At 65.6% G+C, this 19,553-nt stretch carries 17 protein-coding genes and 1 pseudogene; 12 read left to right on the top strand and 6 right to left on the bottom strand.

The genetic code is table 11. The annotated features are described in order from the left end of the window. The first annotated feature begins 33 nt into the window (after positions 1 to 33). The gene (locus U0O11_RS00590; protein ID WP_324691075.1) at positions 34 to 2,499 is read left to right on the top strand and encodes a mechanosensitive ion channel domain-containing protein; all 2,466 of its coding nucleotides are present in this window, start codon (positions 34 to 36) and stop codon (positions 2,497 to 2,499) included. 153 nt (positions 2,500 to 2,652) lie between these two features. Here the strand turns inward: U0O11_RS00590 and U0O11_RS00585 are convergent, their stop codons facing one another. From U0O11_RS00585 to hemC, 5 genes are all read right to left on the bottom strand, one after another. Next, positions 2,653 to 3,237, bottom strand: a complete 585-nt coding sequence (locus U0O11_RS00585; RefSeq protein ID WP_159055812.1) for a DUF2780 domain-containing protein — start codon at positions 3,235 to 3,237, stop codon at positions 2,653 to 2,655. 519 nt (positions 3,238 to 3,756) lie between these two features. After that, the gene (locus U0O11_RS00580) at positions 3,757 to 4,980 is read right to left on the bottom strand and encodes a heme biosynthesis HemY N-terminal domain-containing protein (protein ID WP_043333341.1); all 1,224 of its coding nucleotides are present in this window, start codon (positions 4,978 to 4,980) and stop codon (positions 3,757 to 3,759) included. After that, positions 4,977 to 6,533 (bottom strand): uroporphyrinogen-III C-methyltransferase, encoded by a 1,557-nt coding sequence (locus U0O11_RS00575; RefSeq protein WP_324691074.1) that lies wholly within the window; start codon positions 6,531 to 6,533, stop codon positions 4,977 to 4,979. Before U0O11_RS00575 ends, U0O11_RS00580 begins: the two co-directional genes overlap by 4 nt. Further along, positions 6,534 to 7,418: a uroporphyrinogen-III synthase gene (locus U0O11_RS00570; protein ID WP_324691073.1), complete on the bottom strand. Its 885-nt coding sequence runs from the start codon at positions 7,416 to 7,418 to the stop codon at positions 6,534 to 6,536. A 10-nt stretch (positions 7,419 to 7,428) separates the two neighbouring features. After that, positions 7,429 to 8,376, bottom strand: a complete 948-nt coding sequence (gene hemC, locus U0O11_RS00565) for a hydroxymethylbilane synthase (RefSeq protein ID WP_043333340.1) — start codon at positions 8,374 to 8,376, stop codon at positions 7,429 to 7,431. 275 nt (positions 8,377 to 8,651) lie between these two features. Here hemC and argH point away from each other — a divergent pair, with 275 nt between their 5' ends. From argH to U0O11_RS00525, 8 genes and pseudogenes are all read left to right on the top strand, one after another. Next, positions 8,652 to 10,046 carry an argininosuccinate lyase gene (argH, locus tag U0O11_RS00560; RefSeq protein WP_043333338.1) on the top strand — a complete coding sequence of 465 codons (1,395 nt, stop codon included), beginning with the start codon at positions 8,652 to 8,654 and terminating at the stop codon, positions 10,044 to 10,046. 92 nt (positions 10,047 to 10,138) lie between these two features. Next, positions 10,139 to 10,273 (top strand): annotated as a pseudogene (gene lptM / locus U0O11_RS17605) (LPS translocon maturation chaperone LptM); the annotation flags it as partial. Between the two features lie 135 nt (positions 10,274 to 10,408). Further along, on the top strand, positions 10,409 to 11,680 hold the full coding sequence (lysA, locus tag U0O11_RS00550; RefSeq protein ID WP_324691072.1) for a diaminopimelate decarboxylase: 1,272 nt from the start codon (positions 10,409 to 10,411) through the stop codon (positions 11,678 to 11,680). Continuing rightward, positions 11,680 to 12,510 carry a diaminopimelate epimerase gene (gene dapF, locus U0O11_RS00545; protein WP_324691071.1) on the top strand — a complete coding sequence of 277 codons (831 nt, stop codon included), beginning with the start codon at positions 11,680 to 11,682 and terminating at the stop codon, positions 12,508 to 12,510. The genes lysA and dapF overlap by 1 nt, the downstream gene beginning before the upstream one ends. Before the next feature lie 80 nt (positions 12,511 to 12,590). Continuing rightward, positions 12,591 to 13,382 (top strand): DUF484 family protein, encoded by a 792-nt coding sequence (locus U0O11_RS00540; RefSeq protein ID WP_324691070.1) that lies wholly within the window; start codon positions 12,591 to 12,593, stop codon positions 13,380 to 13,382. After that, on the top strand, positions 13,379 to 14,473 hold the full coding sequence (locus U0O11_RS00535) for a tyrosine recombinase XerC (protein ID WP_324691069.1): 1,095 nt from the start codon (positions 13,379 to 13,381) through the stop codon (positions 14,471 to 14,473). The genes U0O11_RS00540 and U0O11_RS00535 overlap by 4 nt, the downstream gene beginning before the upstream one ends. Next, on the top strand, positions 14,470 to 15,189 hold the full coding sequence (locus U0O11_RS00530) for an HAD family hydrolase (RefSeq protein WP_324691068.1): 720 nt from the start codon (positions 14,470 to 14,472) through the stop codon (positions 15,187 to 15,189). Before U0O11_RS00535 ends, U0O11_RS00530 begins: the two co-directional genes overlap by 4 nt. A gap of 252 nt (positions 15,190 to 15,441) precedes the next feature. Further along, on the top strand, positions 15,442 to 15,852 hold the full coding sequence (locus U0O11_RS00525; protein ID WP_324691067.1) for a hypothetical protein: 411 nt from the start codon (positions 15,442 to 15,444) through the stop codon (positions 15,850 to 15,852). A 143-nt stretch (positions 15,853 to 15,995) separates the two neighbouring features. Here U0O11_RS00525 and yihA read toward each other — a convergent pair whose 3' ends face one another. After that, positions 15,996 to 16,685, bottom strand: coding sequence for a ribosome biogenesis GTP-binding protein YihA/YsxC (gene yihA / locus U0O11_RS00520; protein ID WP_054556430.1), 690 nt, complete (start codon positions 16,683 to 16,685; stop codon positions 15,996 to 15,998). Between the two features lie 439 nt (positions 16,686 to 17,124). Between yihA and U0O11_RS00515 the strand changes: the two genes are divergently transcribed. The 3 genes from U0O11_RS00515 to U0O11_RS00505 all read left to right on the top strand — a co-directional run bounded on the left by U0O11_RS00515 (position 17,125) and on the right by U0O11_RS00505 (position 19,494). Then, positions 17,125 to 17,742, top strand: coding sequence for a c-type cytochrome (locus U0O11_RS00515; protein WP_442872643.1), 618 nt, complete (start codon positions 17,125 to 17,127; stop codon positions 17,740 to 17,742). 277 nt (positions 17,743 to 18,019) lie between these two features. Continuing rightward, entirely contained in the window at positions 18,020 to 18,664 is a 645-nt protein-coding gene (locus tag U0O11_RS00510; protein ID WP_324691062.1) for a thiol:disulfide interchange protein DsbA/DsbL, read from the top strand. Beyond that, a complete protein-coding gene (locus tag U0O11_RS00505; protein ID WP_192839072.1) occupies positions 18,664 to 19,494 on the top strand; it encodes an endonuclease/exonuclease/phosphatase family protein in 831 nt (276 codons plus the stop codon). The genes U0O11_RS00510 and U0O11_RS00505 overlap by 1 nt, the downstream gene beginning before the upstream one ends. Positions 19,495 to 19,553: the final 59 nt, after the last annotated feature.

The following is a 19,553-nucleotide window of genomic DNA, read 5'->3' as shown; positions in this document are numbered from 1 at the left end:
CCTCACACACTCACCGACATGGAGAAGCCACCTGTGGCGATTCCGACACCCCCGCACTCCCCTCCCGCCCTTGCTGCCTCGCGCCAACCGGACTCATGGCGACCTGCCTGGCTGATGTCCGGCCTGATGATGCTGTTGATGGTGTTGAGCCTCGGGTTCAGCAGCCTGTCCCATGCCGCCCCGGCCGAGGGCGGCAGCGGCGATGGCGCGACATCCTCCTATGACAGCCTGGCCACACTGCTGGAAGACCCCAGTCAGCGCGAGGCCCTGATCGAAGGCCTGCGACAGCTGGACAGCAAGGCGAGTGAACAAGCCGTCGAGGTGGCGGGAGAAGACGTCACCCTGAGCGAGGACTCGCCGTCATTGTCGCGCCAGCTGGCGGCCATCAGCCAGGACCTGGTCGCGGATCTTTCCGCCACGCTGGACCGCATGCTGGGCACCCTCGATGGTCTGGCCAACGAGGACGCCGACGAGATCGACTGGAGTCGCTTCACCAGCGAGGCCGTAAGCCTCGGGCTGGTCGTCATCTCGACCATCGCACTGTTCCTCGTGCTGCGCAGACTCGCCAAGCCGCTGTTCTCGCGCGTCAGCCAGTGGTCACTGGATGGCCAGCACCGCAGCCCGCTGCTGCGCACCCTGCTGGCAGTGCTGGTCGCGGCGGTGGTGGACATCGCGGTCATCGGTCTCGCTTTCCTCGGCGGCTATCTGCTCGCCATCTTCGCCTATGGCGAACAGGGCGTGATCGGTCAGCGCGAGTCGATGTTCCTGAACGCCTATCTGGTGATCGAGCTGTTCAAGGCCTTGATGCGCATGCTGTTCTCCTCCGGTTACAAGGGGCTGCGTCTGCTGCCGATGCCGGACGAGGTGGCGCGTTACTGGAACCGCTCCCTGGCCATGCTGGCCGGCTTCATCGGCTACGGCATCCTGGTCGTGGTGCCGATGATCAACAACAATCTGGCACCGGCCGTCGGCAGCTTCGTCAATCTGCTGATCATGGCCATCACCCTCGTCTGGGCCATCGTGGTGATCTCGCGCAATCGCATCATTCTGCGTGACCGCCTGCTCACTCAAGCCCGCGAGGCGAACAACGCGATCATCGCCGTGTGTCTGCGCATGCTGGCGCGCACCTGGCATCTGATCGCGCTGGCCTACTTCGCCACCCTGTTCATCATCTCGCAGACGACGCCTGAAGAGGCGCTGCCGTTCATGATGGGGGCGACGCTCAAGACGCTGCTCGCCATCGGTGGCGGTGCTCTGCTGTCACGCGTGGTGACGCAGCTGATCGGCAAGCGCATCCAGATCTCCGACAAGCTGCGTGGTCAGCTGCCGCTGCTCGAGAAGCGCCTCAACTCCTACATCCCCACCGCGCTGCGCATCATGCGCGCCATCATCCTGATCGTGGTGGTCGGCATGGTGCTGAATGCCTGGCACATCGTGGCGCTCGGCGAGTGGCTGGCAACCGATGCCGGTGCCCTGCTGCTGTCGCGCATCTTCCATGTGCTGTTCATTCTCGCCTTCGCCATCGCGGTCTGGGTCGGTATCGCCAGCCTGATCGAGCACAAGCTCAATCCGGACACCGGCAAGGGCAAGCCGTCCTCGCGGGTGGAGACCCTGCTGGCGCTGTTCCGCAATGCCATCGCCATCGCGATGATCGTCTTCACCGCGATGATCGTGCTGTCCGAGATCGGCATCGACATCGCGCCGCTGCTGGCCGGTGCCGGGGTACTGGGTCTGGCGATCGGCTTCGGCGCCCAGAAGATGGTGCAGGACATCATCACCGGGGTGTTCATCCAGCTGGAGAACGCCATCAACACCGGCGATGTGGTCTCTGCCGGTGGCGTGACCGGTACCGCGGAACGCCTGACCATCCGCTCGGTGGGCATCCGTGACCTGTCCGGCACCTTCCATATCGTGCCGTTCTCGTCGGTGGATACCGTCTCCAACTATATGCGTGACTTCGCCTACCATGTCGGCGAATACGGCATCTCCTATCGCGAGAATGTCGACCACGCCATCGTGCACCTGCGTGCGGCCTTCGATGAGCTCGAGGCAGGCAGCTATGGTCCGGAGATTCTCGAGCCGGTCACCATCGCCGGCGTCTCGGCCCTGGCCGACAGCTCGGTCAACATCCGCGTGATGATCAAGACCAGCCCGGGCAACCAGTGGGCCATCGGCCGCGAGTACAACAAACTCGTGAAGCAGCACTTCGACGCCGCTGGCATCGAGATCCCGTTCCCGCACATGACCATGTACTTCGGTCAGGACAAGGACGGTGGCGCTCCGCCGGCCAACGTGCGCACCATGCAGGCGCCGTTCGTGATCGATGGCTCGGCCGCCGGTCAGCCGAAGACTCCCGAGCAGCGCGAGGCAGCCGCCAAGGTCGCCAAGCGTCGTGAGGAGAATCCGCTGACGCGTCATGCCACCGAAGACGGGGAGGTCGTGGATGCCGAGGAACAACGCATCCGTCAGACCACCCAACCGGATGCCGACGGCGACTGATCAAGCGCCTGCACTATCCCGACACGGCTATCCCGACACGGCTGCCTGCGCAGGCAGCCATACTGAAACGAAAACGCCCCCGAGCCACTGGCTCGGGGGCGTTTTCATGTGCGGGCTTAAAATGCTGCCTCACACCTCATGCAAGGGGCTGGCTCAGGAGCCGGTGCCCCACATGCTGGACAGCGAGCTCAGCAGCGTCGAGCTGACGCCTTCGCCGCCCATGTAGCTGAGCAGCACCGGCGCGAACTGGGAGACCATGCTGCTGTCCATGCCCAGCGCGGAGAAGGCGCTGTCCAGAGACGCGCTGTCATCGACATTGCCGACGGTGCTGGCCAATGCCGTGGCATTGTCGTTGCCGCTCAGGCTCGCCAGGCTGGAGAGCGTGGACAGCGAGCTGCTGCTGGTCAGACTGGACAGCTGCGGCACGTCGGTGGACAGCTCGGAGGTCGCGCTGGTGCCAAGCTGGGACTGGGCCAGTGCCAGCATGGCAGCGGAGCCACCCAGCGCCTGAGTGGAGGACACACCCAGCTGGGAAGTCAGGCTGGACATCAGGTCGGCCGCCGGCAGGGACTGGCCTGTCTGGCTGCTCAGCATGCTGCTGGCGAGGCTCATCATGGAGCTGGACGAGCTGGAGGAGCTGGCGGCGTTGCTGGAAGAGCTGTTACCGGTAGCGGCACAACCGGCCAGTGACACGGCCAGTACAGAGGCGCCCATCAGGGCCAGGGACTTATGCAACATGCAGACTCCATCATCGCTTGGGGAAACGGACCGGACTCGGCCCGAAGATGCGCCACGTGCATGGGCGCATCCGACACGCAGAATCATCGCACGGAGGAATCGCTTCCAGCCAGCGCCACACGATCACGCTCTGGCCGTGCAGGCCCGGACGCATCGTTGCCGGATCAGCAACGAGAAATCCGGCACCGGCCATGCCCACGCCAGCATGCACCCGCCGACATCTCACGGCGGCGTGCTGACAGGGCGAAAGTCTGGGCGAGAATGCCCACAGCGCCCGTCATGCGGGCAAAAAGAAGGGCATCCCGTCACACAGCGTGTGAACGTGGATACCCCGGAGAGAAACCTGCATCACCGGCCGACAGCGCGACCGGTGCAATTGGGCAATACCTTTCATCAAACAAGGAAACATCGTGCAAGCCGCCGAGTGTCTTGTCCGCCAGCCCTCATGACGCCTGGCATGCCCTGGTTGGCACTAGACGGCTGTAGCTCGACGGTTGACTGACACTCGGCGGCCGCCCCTCAGGCGTTGTCCTTGCTCGGCTGCGGCAGGGCCGGCAGTGAGCGATCCAGCAGCTCGACGCTCTGACGGTAGTAGAGCTGGCTCTTGTTGTGCTCGCCCAGATTGGCGAACAGACGCGCGAGTTCAGCACACACCGTACCGCTCGGACGCTGGCGCTGGCTAGCCTCGAAGTACTCCTGAGCCTTGCCCCAGCTGGCGTTGCGCAGTGCCAGACGCCCCAGCGACAGCAGCAGGTCCGGATCATTCGGACGCTCCTGCAGCCACTTCTCGGCATACACCAGCTGACGCGGTGCATCCACGTCCAGTAGCCCGTAACGCAGCACCAGACGCGAATCCCAGCACTCCTTGAGGGAGTGACGCAGCAGACGCTCGGCCAGACCTTCCTGACCACCGGCGATCAGCGCCTCGGCATAGAGCGCGACCAGATTCACGTCGGTGCGCAGGTGGTCCGGCATGTCGGCCCACAGGTTGCGCACGCGCTCGATGTCTTCCGGATTGCGCGCGGCCTGCTGGATCAGCGCCACATAGGCCCGCTGTTCCAGCTCCTTCTTCTCCTCGGGGGAGATGAGGTCCTGCTTGTCGAGACGCGGCATCAGACGACGCAGACCATCCCAGTCATTGACCGCCAGATAGGCCTGCTTGAGCAGCTTGAGCACCTGCGGGTGCTCGCCCAGCTGCTTGTCGAGACGCGTCAGGGTCGCCAGTGCCTGTTCGTGCTGCTGGCGGTCCAGCATCAGCTGCGCCTGCACCAGACCCACGGCACTCTCGGAGCCCTGGGTGGACTCGTGCGCCCGCTTGAGCAGCGTATCCGCCTGCTCGAAACGTCCCTGATAGTGCGCGGCCAGGGCGGCGGACAGGTAGTTGACCAGCGGCGTGCTGGAATCTTCCGCCGAGTGGGTCAGCGACTTCTCGGCACGCTTCCAGCGGCCTTCGGCCAGCGCCACCAGACCCCGTACGGTCTTGCGCGTGGCATTGCGGTGACGGGTACGGCTGTTCCACACCTTGAGGCGGGAGAACGGATGCGCGAAGCGCGACAGCAGGCGCAGACCGAAGTGCAGCACCACGAAGCCCGCGAACAGCAGGATCAAGCCGAACCAGAAGGAGGTCTGGACCGAGGTATCGCCGACGCGAATCAGCCAGTATCCCGGGAAGGCCTGCATCAGTTGCCCGAACAGGGCACCGATGGCCAGCCCGATGATGATCAGCAGTATCAGGACTCTCATGCGTTGCCACCCCCTTGCTGGGCGCGACGCTCGATCAGCTCACGCAGCTTGCTCAGAGAGGCGGAGATGTCAGGCAGCTCCGGACGGATGGTCTTGCTCTTGAGCTCTTCCAGCTTGGCGACGGCATTCTGCACGCCATCGGTCTTGGTGTCGTAGTAGCCATTGACCAGCGTGATGGCCTTGTCGATGGCGGCCTGGTAAAGCTTCGGCTCTTCCTTGAGCAGCGCCAGCTGCGCCTGCTCCAGCACCAGACGCACGTTCTGACGGAGGTAGGATTCCTGCTCCGGTGTGATCAGGGCTTCCAGTGCCTCGTCATGACGACGCACGGTGACCAGGTCCTTCAGCTCGTTGCCGAAACGGGCCAACTGCTGCTGCCAACCGCCTGTCGGCGCTGCATCGTTCTCGACCTTGGCGGCGATCTCGGCCACGTCCTGCTTGAGCGGCAGGCGTGCCAGCTGTTCCTGCTCGGCGAGCAGCGCCAGATAGATACCGCTGCGATCGACGCGCGGCACGCTGTCCAGGCTGGCCAGTTCGGACTGGATGGCCTTGCGCACCGGCAGCAGCGCCGGGTTGTTGGCCGCCGCGATGCGCGCATCGGCGTTCTCGAGCAGCGCATCGGCACCGTTCACGTCACGCTCCAGCTGCAGGCGCTGGTTGGCGAGGCGCAGCAGGTACTCGGCTTCTGCATAGTGCCAGTCACGCGCGTCGGTCTGCTGGGACTTGCTGAGCTCCTCGAGCACCTTGTTGAGGGCCTGCTCGGTGTCCTGGCTCTCGCTGGACAGACGCTTGTCGAGCTCGCTGACGCGGGATTCGTTCTTCTCCAGCGTGCTCGACAGGCCATCGACCTTGCTGGAGACCTGGCCGACCTGCTGGGTCACGCTCTCGCTGACCTGCTTGTCGAGGCCCTGCGCATCCGGCAGCGCATTCAGACGCTGCCAGCCGAACCACGCCAGCACCGCGACCACGATGGCCAGCACGATGACGAGAATCAGCGCGATGCTGCCGGCCTTGCTCTTCTTGCCCTGCGGCTCGCCGGGCGGCGGCGTGCCACCCAGGCCTGCACCACCAGCGCTGGCCGTCTTGCCAGCCGGCGTGGAGGGCTTGCCGGGAGTCGCCTTGCTGGAAGAGGCCTTGCCAGCACTCGGCTTGGCGGCAGACGCCTCCTTGGCGGGTTCGCTACGCTCCGGAAGCGGCGATTTTGCGCCGGAAGGCGTCGATGCGTTGTCGTCTGAAGTCTGGCTCACGGGCGTGGACTCACTGGCAGTGGAGGATGAGGTTGAAGAGGAGGAGCTGCCCTGCCCCTTGCCACGCCCACGACGATTGCGCCCACCTCGCGAGCGGCGCTCGCGCGGGGCATCAGCCGTGTCGGATGACGAGGAAGAGGACGAACGGGAGGCCTCGGCGCCAGGGCGGCCAGAGGCAGTGTCATCGGCGGAAACGCCGGAAGCGGAAGAAGCATCTGATGCGCGAGCGGCAGCATCCTTGTCGCCCGACTTGCCGGGCGTCATGCCGGCAGAGCCGTTATCTTCCTGATCGTGTTCTCGGTTGCTCATCTACGCTTGCCCTTTTCCGGATTCTTGGGAATCGATGGCCTCACGCGGACCAGGCGCAGCGGCGCCGGTCACTGCATGGCGAGTCTTGCTGATGGGGGCGCAGGTGCGAAGTACTGCCTGCGTCAGGGCCCCGGGTGAAGCGTCCTCGGCGACCGTCACGCGCTCGAAACCATGAGCGTGTGCCAGTGTAGCCAAACGGTGGCTCGACACGATTAGCGGTTGGTGCAAGGCCTGCGGCGTCACCGATGCCATCACCGTCTCGAGCAGTTCATTGCTGGTCACCACCATTGCATCATACGCGCCCGCCGCCAGACGGCCAGCCTGTTGCGGCGACAAAGCCAACGGAAGGCGTCGATAAAGTGCCAGACGCGTGACCTGAGCGCCCCGTGCCACCAGCGTCTCTTCCAGCAGCGGACGCCCGCCTTCACCGGCCACCAGCAACCAGCGCTGACCCGCAAGCGCCCTGAGCGACGGCAGCGACAGCAAGGCTTCGCTGGTGGTGCCGACCGGCGCATCGCGCTCGGCATGCTCACCGCGCGTGGCGCGCGGCGGGACACGCACCGGCACCCCCAGCCGCGAATGCAGCACTTCGGCCGTGGCCGCGCCGACGGCATAGAAGCTGACGCCTTCGGGCAGCTGTGGCCACCACTCCTCCAGCCAATCGGCCAGATAGCCGGCGGCCTGGGGCGAGATCACGATCACGCCGCGATACAGATCGACATCGATGATCGCCTGACGCGCAGCGGGTTCCAGCGGCAAGGCCTCGAGCGCCATCAGCTTGAGGCACTCCACCTCGCAGCCGGCCTCACTCAGCATCGCATCGAGAACCGCTCCGCGCGAGCCCGGCCGCGTCGTCAACACCTCAAGACGCGACGCCTTCGCCATCGCTGACACCTCAGCCACGAGCGTCGCCGTAGACCGCCGCCAGAATCTCGCCGGCACCCTGGGAGAGCAGGTCTTCGGCGACGGCGACGCCCAGCGCTTCCGGCGCATCGGACGGACCACGCGCTTCGGCGCGCAGGATGACCGTCCCGTCGGGGTTGCCGACCAGCGCACGCAGCCACAGCTGGCTGCCGCCTTCCTCGAGCACGGCATAGCCGCCGATCGGCACCTGACAGCCACCTTCCAGGTGCGTGTTCATGGCGCGCTCGGCCAGCACGCAACGGCTGGAGTCTTCATGGGCCAGCGGCTCGAGCAGCGCAAGAATCTCCTCGTCCTGCAGGTTGCACTCGATGCCGAGCGCGCCCTGACCACAGGCTGGCAGGCAGGTCTCGGCGTCCATCTCGGCGGTGATGCGCGCATCCAGCTCGAGGCGCTGCAGACCGGAGGTGGCCAGGATGATGGCGTCGAACTCGCCGGCATCCAGCTTGCCGAGACGCGTCTGGACATTGCCGCGCAGGCTCAGCACTTCCAGGTCCGGGCGTGCCGCCTTGGCCTGCAGGCCACGACGCAGGCTGGAGGTGCCCAGGCGCGCGCCCTGCGGCAGGGCATCGAAGTTGGCACAGGTGTTGGACACGAAGGCGTCGGTCGGGGCGTGACGCTCGAGAATCACCGCCAGACCCAGCGACTCCGGGAAGTGCATCGGCACATCCTTCATGGAGTGCACGGCGATATCGGCGCGACCATCAAGCATCGCCTCTTCCAGCTCCTTCACGAACAGCCCCTTGCCGCCGATCTTGGCCAGCGGGGTATCGAGAATCTTGTCACCACGCGTCGACATCGGCACCAGCTCGACGCTCAAGCCAGGATGCAGGGCCTCGAGTCGCGCCTTGACGTGTTCGGCCTGCCACAGGGCGAGCAGGCTCTTGCGGGTCGCGATACGCAGAATCTCACGGCGGGGCACGGCATTCTCCTTGCTGGCGCGCAATGCACGCCATCTGATTCGAAGTTGTTGAGCAAACCTGACTGACGAACAGCGCTGCCCTCTGATGACACTTATCATAAAGCCAGTCACCTCAGGGGGAAAATCCGTGGCACGCTTTCCTGCGATCCGCCGGACTGGCCGCGGCCCCTCGCCCACGCGCAGGAGTCTGGTACACTCCAAGGTCAACGATACCGGCTGCGCGACCGTGCACCGGACGCCGAACTCTGGACACGTCACCACAATTCGAGATCCCGATGAGCGAATCTACCAATCAGTCCTGGGGCGGCCGCTTCAGCGAGCCGACCGATGCCTTCGTGGCACGTTTCACCGCCTCCGTCGATTTTGATCAGCGCATGGCGCAGCACGACATCCAGGGCTCCATCGCCCACGCCACCATGCTGGCCGGTGTCGGCGTGCTGAGCGAAGAAGAACGCGACGTCATCATCGCGGGACTGAAGGAAATCAGTGAAGAGATCGCGCGGGGCGAATTCGAGTGGTCCGTGGCACTGGAAGACGTGCACATGAACATCGAGGCACGTCTGACCGCCAAGATCGGCATCACCGGCAAGAAGCTGCATACCGGCCGTTCACGCAACGACCAGGTCGCCACCGACATCCGCCTCTATCTGCGTGACGAGATCGACGCCATCGACGCTGAACTGACGCGTCTGCGCGAAGGCATGCTGGGGCTGGCCGAGCAGGAAGCCGACACCATCATGCCGGGCTTCACTCACCTGCAGAGCGCTCAGCCGGTCACCTTCGGCCACCACCTGCTGGCCTGGCAGGAAATGGTCGCCCGCGACCAGGACCGCCTGCGTGACTGCCGCGTGCGCATGAACGTGCTGCCGCTGGGCGCCGCGGCGCTGGCCGGCACCACCTTCCCCATCGACCGTCACGTCACCAGCGAGCTGCTCGGCTTCGACCGTCCGACCGAGAACAGCCTCGATTCGGTCAGCGATCGTGACTTCGCCATCGAATTCACCAGCTTCGCCAGCCTGCTGATGATGCACCTGTCACGCATGAGCGAAGAGCTGGTGCTGTGGACCAGCGCCCAGTTCGACTTCATCGACCTGCCGGACCGCTTCTGCACCGGCTCCTCCATCATGCCGCAGAAGAAGAACCCGGACGTACCGGAGCTGGTACGCGGCAAGACCGGCCGTGTCTATGGCCACCTGATGAGCCTGCTGACCCTGATGAAGTCCCAGCCGCTGGCGTACAACAAGGACAATCAGGAAGACAAGGAACCGCTGTTCGATACCATCGATACCGTGCGCGGCAGCCTGCGTGCCTTCGCCGACATGATTCCGGCGATCCGCGCCAAGTCCGACAACATGTACGCCTCGGCCAGCAAGGGCTTCGCCACCGCGACCGACCTGGCGGATTACCTGGTGCGCAAGGGTGTCGCCTTCCGTGATGCCCACGAGATCGTCGGCAAGTCCGTCGCCTTCGGCATCGAGCAGCAGCGCGACCTGTCCGAGATGACCCTGGCAGAGCTCCAGCAGTTCTCCGACACCATCGAGCAGGACGTCTTCGACGTGCTGACGCTGGAAGGCTCCGTCGCGGCGCGCAATCACATCGGTGGCACCGCGCCGAACCAGGTCCGCGCTGCCGTGCAGCGTGCGCGTGACGCCCTGGCCTCGCGCGCCTGATCATCCTCTTTCGGGCCTGGTCGCCACCCATGGCAACCGGGCCCGCATCGCTCTATCGCTTGCTGCCAGGAGGCCGCCCGATGCGTCATCTGATGAGCCAGTCCGCCCGTCATACCCTTCGCACCCTCGCGGCGCTGCTGCTGGGTGCTGGCCTGCTGGCCGGCTGCGGCCAGAAAGGCCCGCTCTATCTGCCGGCGGACGCCGATGCCGGTGGTCAGCGTGCCGAAGCCCCCGCGCCGGCAGCTGACGCCTCCGAGACAGAGAGCACCGCCGCTGCCGAGACTTCCGGCAGCGACGCCTGAGCCCCCTTATTCATCTCCGGCGGGTGATGCCCGCCGGCGCGACATCTTGCAGGCCGGATCATGGATCACTTCGTTTATCAGGATGGCGTGCTGCACGCCGAAGACGTCTCGCTCGCCACGCTGGCCGAGCAGTTCGGCACGCCGTGCTACGTCTACAGCCGTGCCACGCTCGAGCGCCACTTCAAGGCCTATCAGGATGCGCTGGGCGACCACCCGCATCTCATCTGCTATGCCGTGAAGGCCAATTCCAACCTGGCGGTGCTCAATGTGCTGGCACGCCTGGGCGCCGGCTTCGACATCGTCTCCGCCGGTGAGCTGGAGCGCGTCATCAAGGCCGGCGGCGACCCCGCCAAGGTGGTCTTCTCCGGCGTCGCCAAGCAGGCAGGCGAGATGGAACGTGCGCTGGAGCTGGGCATCAAGTGCTTCAACGTCGAGTCGCTGCCGGAGCTTGAGCGCCTCAACGCCGTCGCCGGCCGTCTCGGACGCGTCGCGCCGGTGTCACTGCGCATCAATCCCGACGTCGATGCCGGCACTCACCCGTACATCTCCACTGGCCTCAAGGCCAACAAGTTCGGCATTCCGGTCGAACAGGCGCTGGAGGTCTACGAGATCGCCCACGCCATGGAGCACGTGCAGGTGGTCGGCGCCGACTGCCATATCGGCTCCCAGCTGACCGAGCTGGCACCCTTCCTCGATTCCCTCGAACGCCTGCTGGTGCTGCTGGATCGCCTGCGTGAACGCGGCATCGTCATCGAGCACCTCGATCTCGGCGGCGGCCTCGGCGTGCCCTACCAGAACGAGACCCCACCGGAGCCCTTCGCCTACGCCAGCGCCCTGCTGGAGCGTCTGGCCCGCTATGAGCACGGCAGCGAGATGACGCTGCTGTTCGAACCGGGCCGCTCCATCGCCGCCAACGCCGGCGTGCTGCTGACCCGTGTCGAGTACCTCAAGCCCGGTGAAGAGAAGAACTTCGCCATCATCGATGCCGGCATGAATGACCTGATCCGTCCGTCGCTGTACCAGGCGTGGCAGAACATCGTCACCGTCGACACGCGCGAGACACGCAAGTCCGCCAGCTACGATGTGGTCGGCCCGGTCTGCGAGACCGGTGACTTCCTCGGCAAGGACCGCGAACTGGCCATCGCGCCGGGCGACCTGCTTGCCGTGCGCTCCTCCGGTGCCTACGGCTTCGTCATGGCCTCGAGCTACAACAGCCGCTGCCGTCCTGCCGAGGTGATGGTCGATGGCCCCGAGATGCACCTGGTGCGTCGTCGCGAGCGCCTCGAAGAACTGTGGACCGGTGAGCAACTGCTGCCGGAAGGTGATGCCTGATGCTGGTGAACTTCACCAAGATGCACGGACTGGGCAATGACTTCATGGTCATTGACCTGATCTCGCAGCGCAGTCGCCTGCGCGATGCCGATATCCGCCGTCTGGCGGACCGCAACTTCGGCATCGGCTTCGACCAGCTGCTGGTGGTCGAGCCGCCCCGCGACCCGGACATGGACTTCCGCTATCGCATCTACAATGCCGATGGCAGTGAAGTCGAGAACTGCGGCAACGGGGCGCGCTGCTTCGCGCGCTTCGTGCGTGAACAGCGCCTGACCACCAAGCGCGAGATTCGCGTCGAGACGGCCGGCGGCCCGCTGACCCTGGTCGTGGCCGAGGATGGCCGTGTGCGCGTCGACATGGGCGCGCCGCGCTTCGCCCCCGCCGCGCTGCCCTTCGAGGCCGAGGCCGACCTGCCGGTGCACACCCTGGATGTCGACGGTGAGACGCTGGAAATCGGCGTCGTCTCGATGGGCAACCCCCACGCAGTGCTGCTGGTCGACAGTGTCGCACAGGCCCCGGTGCTGACGCTGGGCCCGCTGATCGAGGCGCATCCGCGCTTCGCCAAGCGCGTCAATGCCGGCTTCCTCGAGGTCGTCTCGCCGCATGAAGCGCGCCTGCGTGTCTTCGAGCGCGGTGTCGGCGAGACGCTGGCCTGTGGCACCGGCGCCTGTGCGGCGGTCGCGTCCGGCATTCGCCGTGGCCTGCTGGCAAGCCCGGTCAATGTCACGCTGCCCGGCGGCACCCTGAGCATCGAATGGAGTGGCGACGGCCAGCCGGTATTCATGACCGGCCCCGCCGAGACCGTCTTCGAAGGCCGCATCATCCTGTAGATCGCCAGCCCCAGCCGAGGGACGCTGCCGGAAACATGGCCGACGGCGTCCCGCTGCCAACCGTCCGCAAGGAGTCCCACATGGCCGAGTCACCCGTGTCACGTCGCCCGCGCACGCTGGACCCGGATCGGGTCGCCGAATGGCTGGCCACGCATCCCGATTTCTTCGAGGGGCGTGAAGGGTTGCTGCAACGCATGCGGGTGCCACACCCGGAAGCGCGCGGCGGCAGCATCTCGTTGCTGGAGCGGCTGGTACATGACCTGCGCGGGCGGACCAATCAGGCAGAAGAGCGCCTCGAGGAGTTGTTGACCGCCGCGCGCGACAACGAGAGTCGCTATCAGCGTCTGCGTCAGCTGGTGCTGGACCTGCTCGATGCCGAGTCCGATGATGCGCTGGCCGAAACGCTGGCCACGCGTCTCAGCGAGCTGTTCGACATCGCGGCCGTCTGTCTGTGGCAGCGCGATGCCGGCGCCTCGGCACAGCCACCGCGCCAGGCGCTCGACGATGCGCGCGGCGAGCAGTTCGAGCGTCTGCTCGAGGGTCGCGCCAGCCGCTGCCTGGCCATGCCGCGCACGCGCTGGGAGGCCCTGCTGCCCGACCATCAGTGGCCACTCGGCGCCGACTGCGCAGACCTCGTCGATGCAAGCCAGGCCGATGCCACGCGCGGCTCCGCCGTCATCGTGCGCCTGACCCGTGGCGAGTGCCTGGGCTATCTGGTGGTGGCGAGTGCCGATGCCGAGCAGTTCCGGGCCGGTCTCGACACCCTGTTTCCCGAATACCTCGGTGACGTGCTGGCCCGCTGCCTGGGCCGCGATGCCCAGGGCCAACCGCCACTGCGCTCCTCGAGCCGTGACGACCAGGCCAGTCGATGAGTCGCCTCGAGCCGGTCCACGGTGCCTCGGTCGTCGACACATCCACCGACGACGCCTCAGCGAACAGCGCCGAGCGTGTTGCCGCCGAGCAGGCGCTGTCCGCGACCTGTCGGGAATTTCTGGCCGAGCTTGCCCTCGACAGCAGCCACGCAACCGTCAGCGCCTACGCGCGTGATCTGCAGGCGTTGACCACCTTCATGCTGCGTCCAGCGGCGGACAGCAGCGCCGCTAGTGCAAAGGATGCGCCGCCCCTGCCGCAGGATTGGCAGGCGCTGGACGTGCCGACGCTCAGGCGTTTTCTGGGTGCCGAGCGCAGTCGTGGCCTCGCGCCACGCTCATTGGCGCGGCGGCGCGCGGCGATCAGCCGTTTCTGTGGCTGGCTGGTCGAGCAGGATGTGCTGCCACACAACCCGGCGGGGCTGGTGCAGACACCACGCCTGCCGGACCATCTGCCACGCCCGGTGGATATCGACAGCCTGGCGCGCTTTCTCGACTGCCCGCATGACGGCACGCCGCTGGCGATCCGCGATCAGGCAATGCTGGAACTGCTCTACGGCGCGGGCTTGCGCCTCTCGGAGCTGGTCAGCCTCGACCTCGACATGCTGGAAACCCGCCGCCTGCGCGTACGCGGCAAGGGCGACAAGCCCCGCCAGCTGCCGATCGGCTCACGCGCCCGCCAGGCGCTGGATGCCTGGCTGGTGGTGCGTGGTCAGCTCGCCGCCCGGAACGAGCCGGCATTGTTCGTCGGCCAGCAGGGGCGTCGCCTCGGTCAGCGTGGGGTTCAGCTCAGGCTGGTGACGCAGGCGAAAGAACGTGGCCTGCCCGAGCACCTGCACCCGCACCGCCTGCGCCACTCCTTCGCCAGTCATCTGCTCGAATCCAGCGGCGACCTGCGCGCCGTGCAGGAACTGCTGGGGCACGCTCACCTCTCGACCACCCAGGTCTACACGCGCCTCGACTGGCAGCAACTGGCCAGCGCCTATGATCAGGCGCACCCTCGCGCCCGCCGCCAGCGCGGATCAGCGACGGCAACGTCAGACACCGACGCCACCTCCCCTATTGATGCCCCACTCAAGGATGACACCCCGTGACGCCTGCCAATGCGCCTCGCCTGACGGCCTTGACCTTCGATCTCGATGACACCCTGTGGGCCAATCGCGCGGTGATGGAGCGCGCCGAGGCCGAGCATTACGCCTGGCTGGATGGCGAGATCGGGCATGCCAACGATTTCCCCCTCGAGGAATACACTCGTCGCCGCATGGCGCTGGGGCTGGAGCATCCGCTGCGCCGCGGTGATTTCACCTGGCTGCGCCGCGAGGCCATGCACGCCATGCTGCGCGATGCCGGCCATGATGATGAGCAGGCGGGCCACTGGTCGCGCGCCGCCATCGAGCGCTTCCTGGCGCTGCGCCACGAATTGACGCCCTTCCCGGAAGCCAGCGAGCTGCTCGACTCCCTCGCCCGCGATTACCGCCTTGGTGCCATCACCAATGGCAATGTCGACCTGGCTCGCCTCGCGCTGGATCATCATTTCGAGTTCAGCATCGCTGCCGGTGAATGGCTGGCGCCCAAGCCGGATGCGCGCCCCTTCCTCGCCGCCATGGCTCGCCTGGGCAGCCAACCCTCCACCACCCTGCATGTCGGTGACTCATGGAAGGAAGATGCCTTGCCTGCCGCGCGCCTGGGCATGCAGGCCGCCTGGATCGACGTCAAGGGCCAGGGCGCCCCGGGGCCCGTCCCGTCAGGTGTACATGTCATCTCGCATGTCCGCGAACTGCCGGCGCTGATTGCACGCCTGAATGACTGAGTGACGGAATGACTGAGTGACGGTGCAAGTGGCGGAATGACTGAGCGACCGACGGCTGAGGCTCAAGGTGTGGCGCGCCTGATGCGCCAGGGGTGCCCAATGGCTGAGTGAATTAAAACTTGTACAAAAATGACGCATCAACCATATTTCATGTACAAGTTTCTCAGCGTCGTCGATATTGAACCCTGTCTGGGGTTCCTGAGTCTGCGCTGGGAGATGCCTGCCACCTCGACCTCAAAAGGAGAGGCCAGCATGAGCACCCACTCACTCCCGCGCTACCGTGTGTCATCTTCCTCTCCCCAGAGGCCGCCCCTGCATGGTGAAGGCGAGCAGCGCGCGCCGATCATGACGCCCTCGCGTCAGACCAGCCGCGCCCTGCTGAAAGGCGTCGCCATCGTGCTGGCATCCGCGTTGCTGGTCATCGTGGCGGTCTACAGTGGGCGTGCCAGCCTCGCGACGTCGCAATCCGGCGTGCAGGAGGCGCCGGCAGTCTCACCACAGGAGGCCATGCGCAGCCTGCTCGTCCCCAGCGAGGCCGTGACGATGCCGGAAGTCGTCGAGCCCGCGGTACAGGTGCCGCATATTCTCTCGGCGCCCAGGGAGACGAGCTCCCTGACCCGCCTTGACCCCATCAGCAGCGCGCCGCGCAGCCTGTTCATGTGATTGGCCCTTGGGGAAGGGCAACAATGCAGATGTGAGTGACAACGCGCCTGTCGTAACGCAAACGGCCACCCCGAGGGGTGGCCGTTTCGTCATGCAAGGTCGCGTGGTTCGAGGCTTCGCCCCAAATCGCCTTACACTTTCTGTCAGTCGTCGAAGGGGTCCTGCGGTGCCTCATCGCCTGCCATCTCTTCCACACCGTCCATCACCGACGGGTCCGCCAGCCACTCGTCGAGCTTGGCATGCACCTGCTCGACACCGGAGTACTTCAGCGACGAGAACAGCTGCACGGTGACCAGGTCTTCCCACTCCTTGAGCGCGTGACGCACTTTCTGCAGGCTTGCCGCAGCAGGGCCGCGCTTCAGCTTGTCCGCCTTGGTCAGCAGGATATGCACCGGCATCTTGGCCTCATCGGCCCAGCCCAGCATCATCTGGTCGAATTCGGACAGCGGATGGCGCACATCCATCAGCAGCACCAGGCCCCGCAGCGACTGGCGGTTACGCAGGTAGTTGGACAGATGGGACTGCCACTCGCGCTTCACCTTGTCCGGCACCTTGGCATAGCCATAGCCGGGCAGGTCGACCAGATGGCGGCCCGTTTCACCGATGGTGAAATAGTTGATCAGCTGGGTGCGGCCGGGGGTCTTGGAGGTACGGGCCAACGCCTTCTGCGAAGTCAGCGCATTGATGGCGCTGGACTTGCCGGCATTGGAGCGACCCGCGAAGGCCACTTCGGCACCCACGTCCGTCGGGCACTGGGCCAGAGTCGCGGCACTGATCAGGAAGCGCGCCTGACGATAATGGAGCTTGGGGGTCGAAGGAGCTGATTCGGCCATGAGAGTTCTGAATACCTGTTGAAGGCGGACGTCTCGCCCGCGCGACATCACGAGAGAGCAGAAGAAACGACCGGTGTAACGAAAAGAGTGCCGCACGCCCTGTCATCGGCGCTGCAACTTGCCGACGACAGCGGGAAGATGCACTGGATTACTGCGATGACACGACTGGCGACAGGCACGCTCACGCGCCCTGAGGGGATTCGCTATACTGCCTGCAAGGTCAGCATGGCGATCATGAGGCCTAGTGTACCACCCCGCTCTCACGGGCTGCGAGAGTGGGGTGCACTTCTCACCGCGCGCAGCACGGCGCGGGCACCGGGGAAATGACAGAGGCCACCATCCACGCCGGATGATACAAGCCCCGAACGGGCCTCTTCGTGAAACAGGGACCAGTGAAATGGATGAGCTGATGAGACCAAGGCAGACCCCCGAGCGCCCCTTGCGCCTGCTGCTGGCAATTGCTGCCACGACGTTGGCCGCCACCTTGCCGACGGGGGCCGCCGCCGAGTCGCTGGTCGGCGATGCCGCGGCAGGCAAGGCCAAGGCTGCCGTCTGTGCTGCCTGTCATGGCGCCCAGGGCATCTCGCCGACGCCGGCCTTCCCCCATCTTGCTGGCCAGCAGGCCCACTACCTGCGCAAGCAGACGGCCGACATCCGGGATGGCCGCCGCTCGGTGCCGCAGATGGCCGGTATCGCCGACAACCTGAGCGATCAGGACATCGCCGATATCGCGGCCCATTACGCCGCGCAGCCCGCCAATCGCGGCCAGGCCGAGCCAGAGGCGGCCCGTGCAGGCGAGGTGCTGTATCGGGCAGGCTCGCTCGAGCGCGGCATCGCGGCCTGCACAGCCTGTCATGGCCCGCGCGGTGAAGGCATCGACTCAGCAGGCTATCCGGCGCTGGCCGGGCAATTCCCCGCCTATACCGTGACTGCCCTCAAGGCCTTCCGTGACGGCAGCCGCGACAACGACCCGAACGCCATCATGAGCAGCATCGCCGCGCGCATGAGTGACAGCGACATGCAGCAGGTGGCCGAATATCTCCACGGCCTGCGCTGAGGCATCCGTTCAGCCGGGTATCGCGTATGACTGACTTGATGACGATCGGCACCAGCACGCCGTTCACGGGGCGTGTTCGAGCGACGCCTTGTTCTGGGCGTGATCGAACGGCGTTCATCCAACGGTCAACCTTGTCACGCTAGGCTGGCCCGAGAGTGATCCGCCGTGTCCCGCCCGGCAGTCTCGACAGCAGTGGTGGCTGACACGCATACTCGATGCATCACTAATGTTGCCGGGTATCATGCCCGGGCATGCCTCAATCCGATGGAGATGTTCCATGAAGTGGAAACCCCTACTGACTCTGGTGGCGGGCCTTGGCCTGTCAGCAAGCGTGTTCGCCGCTGAAGCTGGCAAGGACTATCAGGTACTCGACGAGCCGGTGAAGACCGACGCGCCGGCGGGCAATGTCGAAGTGGTCGAAGCATTCTGGTATGGCTGCCCGCACTGCTACAAGCTGGAATCCAGCCTCGAGCCGTGGGTCGATGAGCTGCCGAGTGACGTGACCTTCAACCGTCTGCCGGCCACCATGGGGCAGGACTGGGTCAAGCATGCCTATGCCTTCTATGCCGCCAAGGACCTGGGCATCCTCGACGAGACTCACAAGGCCTTCTTCGATGCCATCCATCAGGACCACCAGCGTCTGACCGACCCGGATGATATCGCCAAGTTCTACAGCGACTACGGCGTCAGCGAAGAAGACGCCAAGCAGTCGCTGACGTCCTTCGGCGTGAAGAGCCAGGTCAATCAGGCCCACGCCCAGATGCGCGCCTACAAGATCATGGGCGTACCGGCACTGATCGTGGATGGCCGCTATGTCATCTCGCCGAGCACGGCTGGCTCACTGCAGAACATGCTCAAGATCACCGACGAGCTGGTCGAGCAGGTGCGTGAAGAGAAAGCCGGCAGCAAGGACGCCGCTTGATGGCAGCGGCTGCTGACCCAGTGGCCGCCAGCGCCGCGGGAGGTGCCGGACTCGACGAGACGGCACCTCCCCTGCGTCTGCTGACCTTCAACATGCAGGTCGGTATCCATACCGCGGCGTGGCATCACTACGTCACCCGCGGTTGGCAGCATGTGCTGCCACACCCGATGCGCCGCAAGCGTCTGGAGCTGATCGCCGCCGCCATCACGCCCTACGATATCGTCGGGCTGCAGGAAGTCGACGGTGGCAGTTTCCGCTCCGGCAACGTCAATCAGGTCGATTCACTGGCCGAGACGGCCGAATTCCCGCATCGCTATCAGCAGCTCAACCGCAACCTGGGCCGCCTGGCTCAGCACAGCAACGGCCTGCTGTCGCGCCTGCCGATCAGCCATCTCGAAGAGCACAGCCTGCCCGGCACCCTACCGGGACGCGGGGCCATCCATGCCCGCTTCGGCGAGGGCGAACACGCTCTGCATGTCTTCGTGACCCACCTGGCACTCGGTGCCCGTATCCAGCATCGTCAGCTGCAGTACCTCGGCGAGCTGATCGCGCCCCTCAAGCATGTCATCGTGATGGGCGACCTCAATTGCACGCTGGCCCAGCTTCGTCAGCACAAGGCGTTCAGCGAGGCACTCGACTCCCGCCCCAGCAAGGCCATCAACAGCTACCCGGCCTGGCAGCCACGCCGTGGGCTCGACCATATCCTGGTCTCCTCGACGCTGCGCTTGAGCCACCCGACCACGCTGTCGCACCTGTTCTCCGACCATCTGCCGCTTGCGGTAGAAGTCCATCTGCCAGCCGCATGCCGCAAGGCGATCGGGCTCGCCTGACGCCTGTCTCTCTTGCATAGGCATCTCTGACGCCTGCCCCTCGGCTATCGCCCCTCTAC

The organism is Cobetia sp. D5, assembly GCF_035666195.1.
In the GTDB taxonomy this organism is placed as follows: Bacteria; Pseudomonadota; Gammaproteobacteria; order Pseudomonadales; family Halomonadaceae; genus Cobetia; species Cobetia amphilecti.
This window is presented reverse-complemented; position numbering and strand designations above follow the sequence as displayed.

Bases quoted from the DNA above. Each gene is read 5' to 3' on its own strand.
- U0O11_RS00585 (WP_159055812.1), bottom strand. From the start codon at position 3,237: ATGTTGCATAAGTCCCTGGCCCTGATGGGCGCCTCTGTACTGGCCGTG.
- U0O11_RS00580 (WP_043333341.1), bottom strand. From the start codon at position 4,980: ATGAGAGTCCTGATACTGCTGATCATCATCGGGCTGGCCATCGGTGCC.
- U0O11_RS00575 (WP_324691074.1), bottom strand. From the start codon at position 6,533: ATGAGCAACCGAGAACACGATCAGGAAGATAACGGCTCTGCCGGCATG.
- U0O11_RS00570 (WP_324691073.1), bottom strand. From the start codon at position 7,418: ATGGCGAAGGCGTCGCGTCTTGAGGTGTTGACGACGCGGCCGGGCTCG.
- argH (WP_043333338.1), top strand. From the start codon at position 8,652: ATGAGCGAATCTACCAATCAGTCCTGGGGCGGCCGCTTCAGCGAGCCG.
- lysA (WP_324691072.1), top strand. From the start codon at position 10,409: ATGGATCACTTCGTTTATCAGGATGGCGTGCTGCACGCCGAAGACGTC.
- dapF (WP_324691071.1), top strand. From the start codon at position 11,680: ATGCTGGTGAACTTCACCAAGATGCACGGACTGGGCAATGACTTCATG.
- U0O11_RS00540 (WP_324691070.1), top strand. From the start codon at position 12,591: ATGGCCGAGTCACCCGTGTCACGTCGCCCGCGCACGCTGGACCCGGAT.
- U0O11_RS00535 (WP_324691069.1), top strand. From the start codon at position 13,379: ATGAGTCGCCTCGAGCCGGTCCACGGTGCCTCGGTCGTCGACACATCC.
- U0O11_RS00525 (WP_324691067.1), top strand. From the start codon at position 15,442: ATGAGCACCCACTCACTCCCGCGCTACCGTGTGTCATCTTCCTCTCCC.
- yihA (WP_054556430.1), bottom strand. From the start codon at position 16,685: ATGGCCGAATCAGCTCCTTCGACCCCCAAGCTCCATTATCGTCAGGCG.
- U0O11_RS00510 (WP_324691062.1), top strand. From the start codon at position 18,020: ATGAAGTGGAAACCCCTACTGACTCTGGTGGCGGGCCTTGGCCTGTCA.
- U0O11_RS00505 (WP_192839072.1), top strand. From the start codon at position 18,664: ATGGCAGCGGCTGCTGACCCAGTGGCCGCCAGCGCCGCGGGAGGTGCC.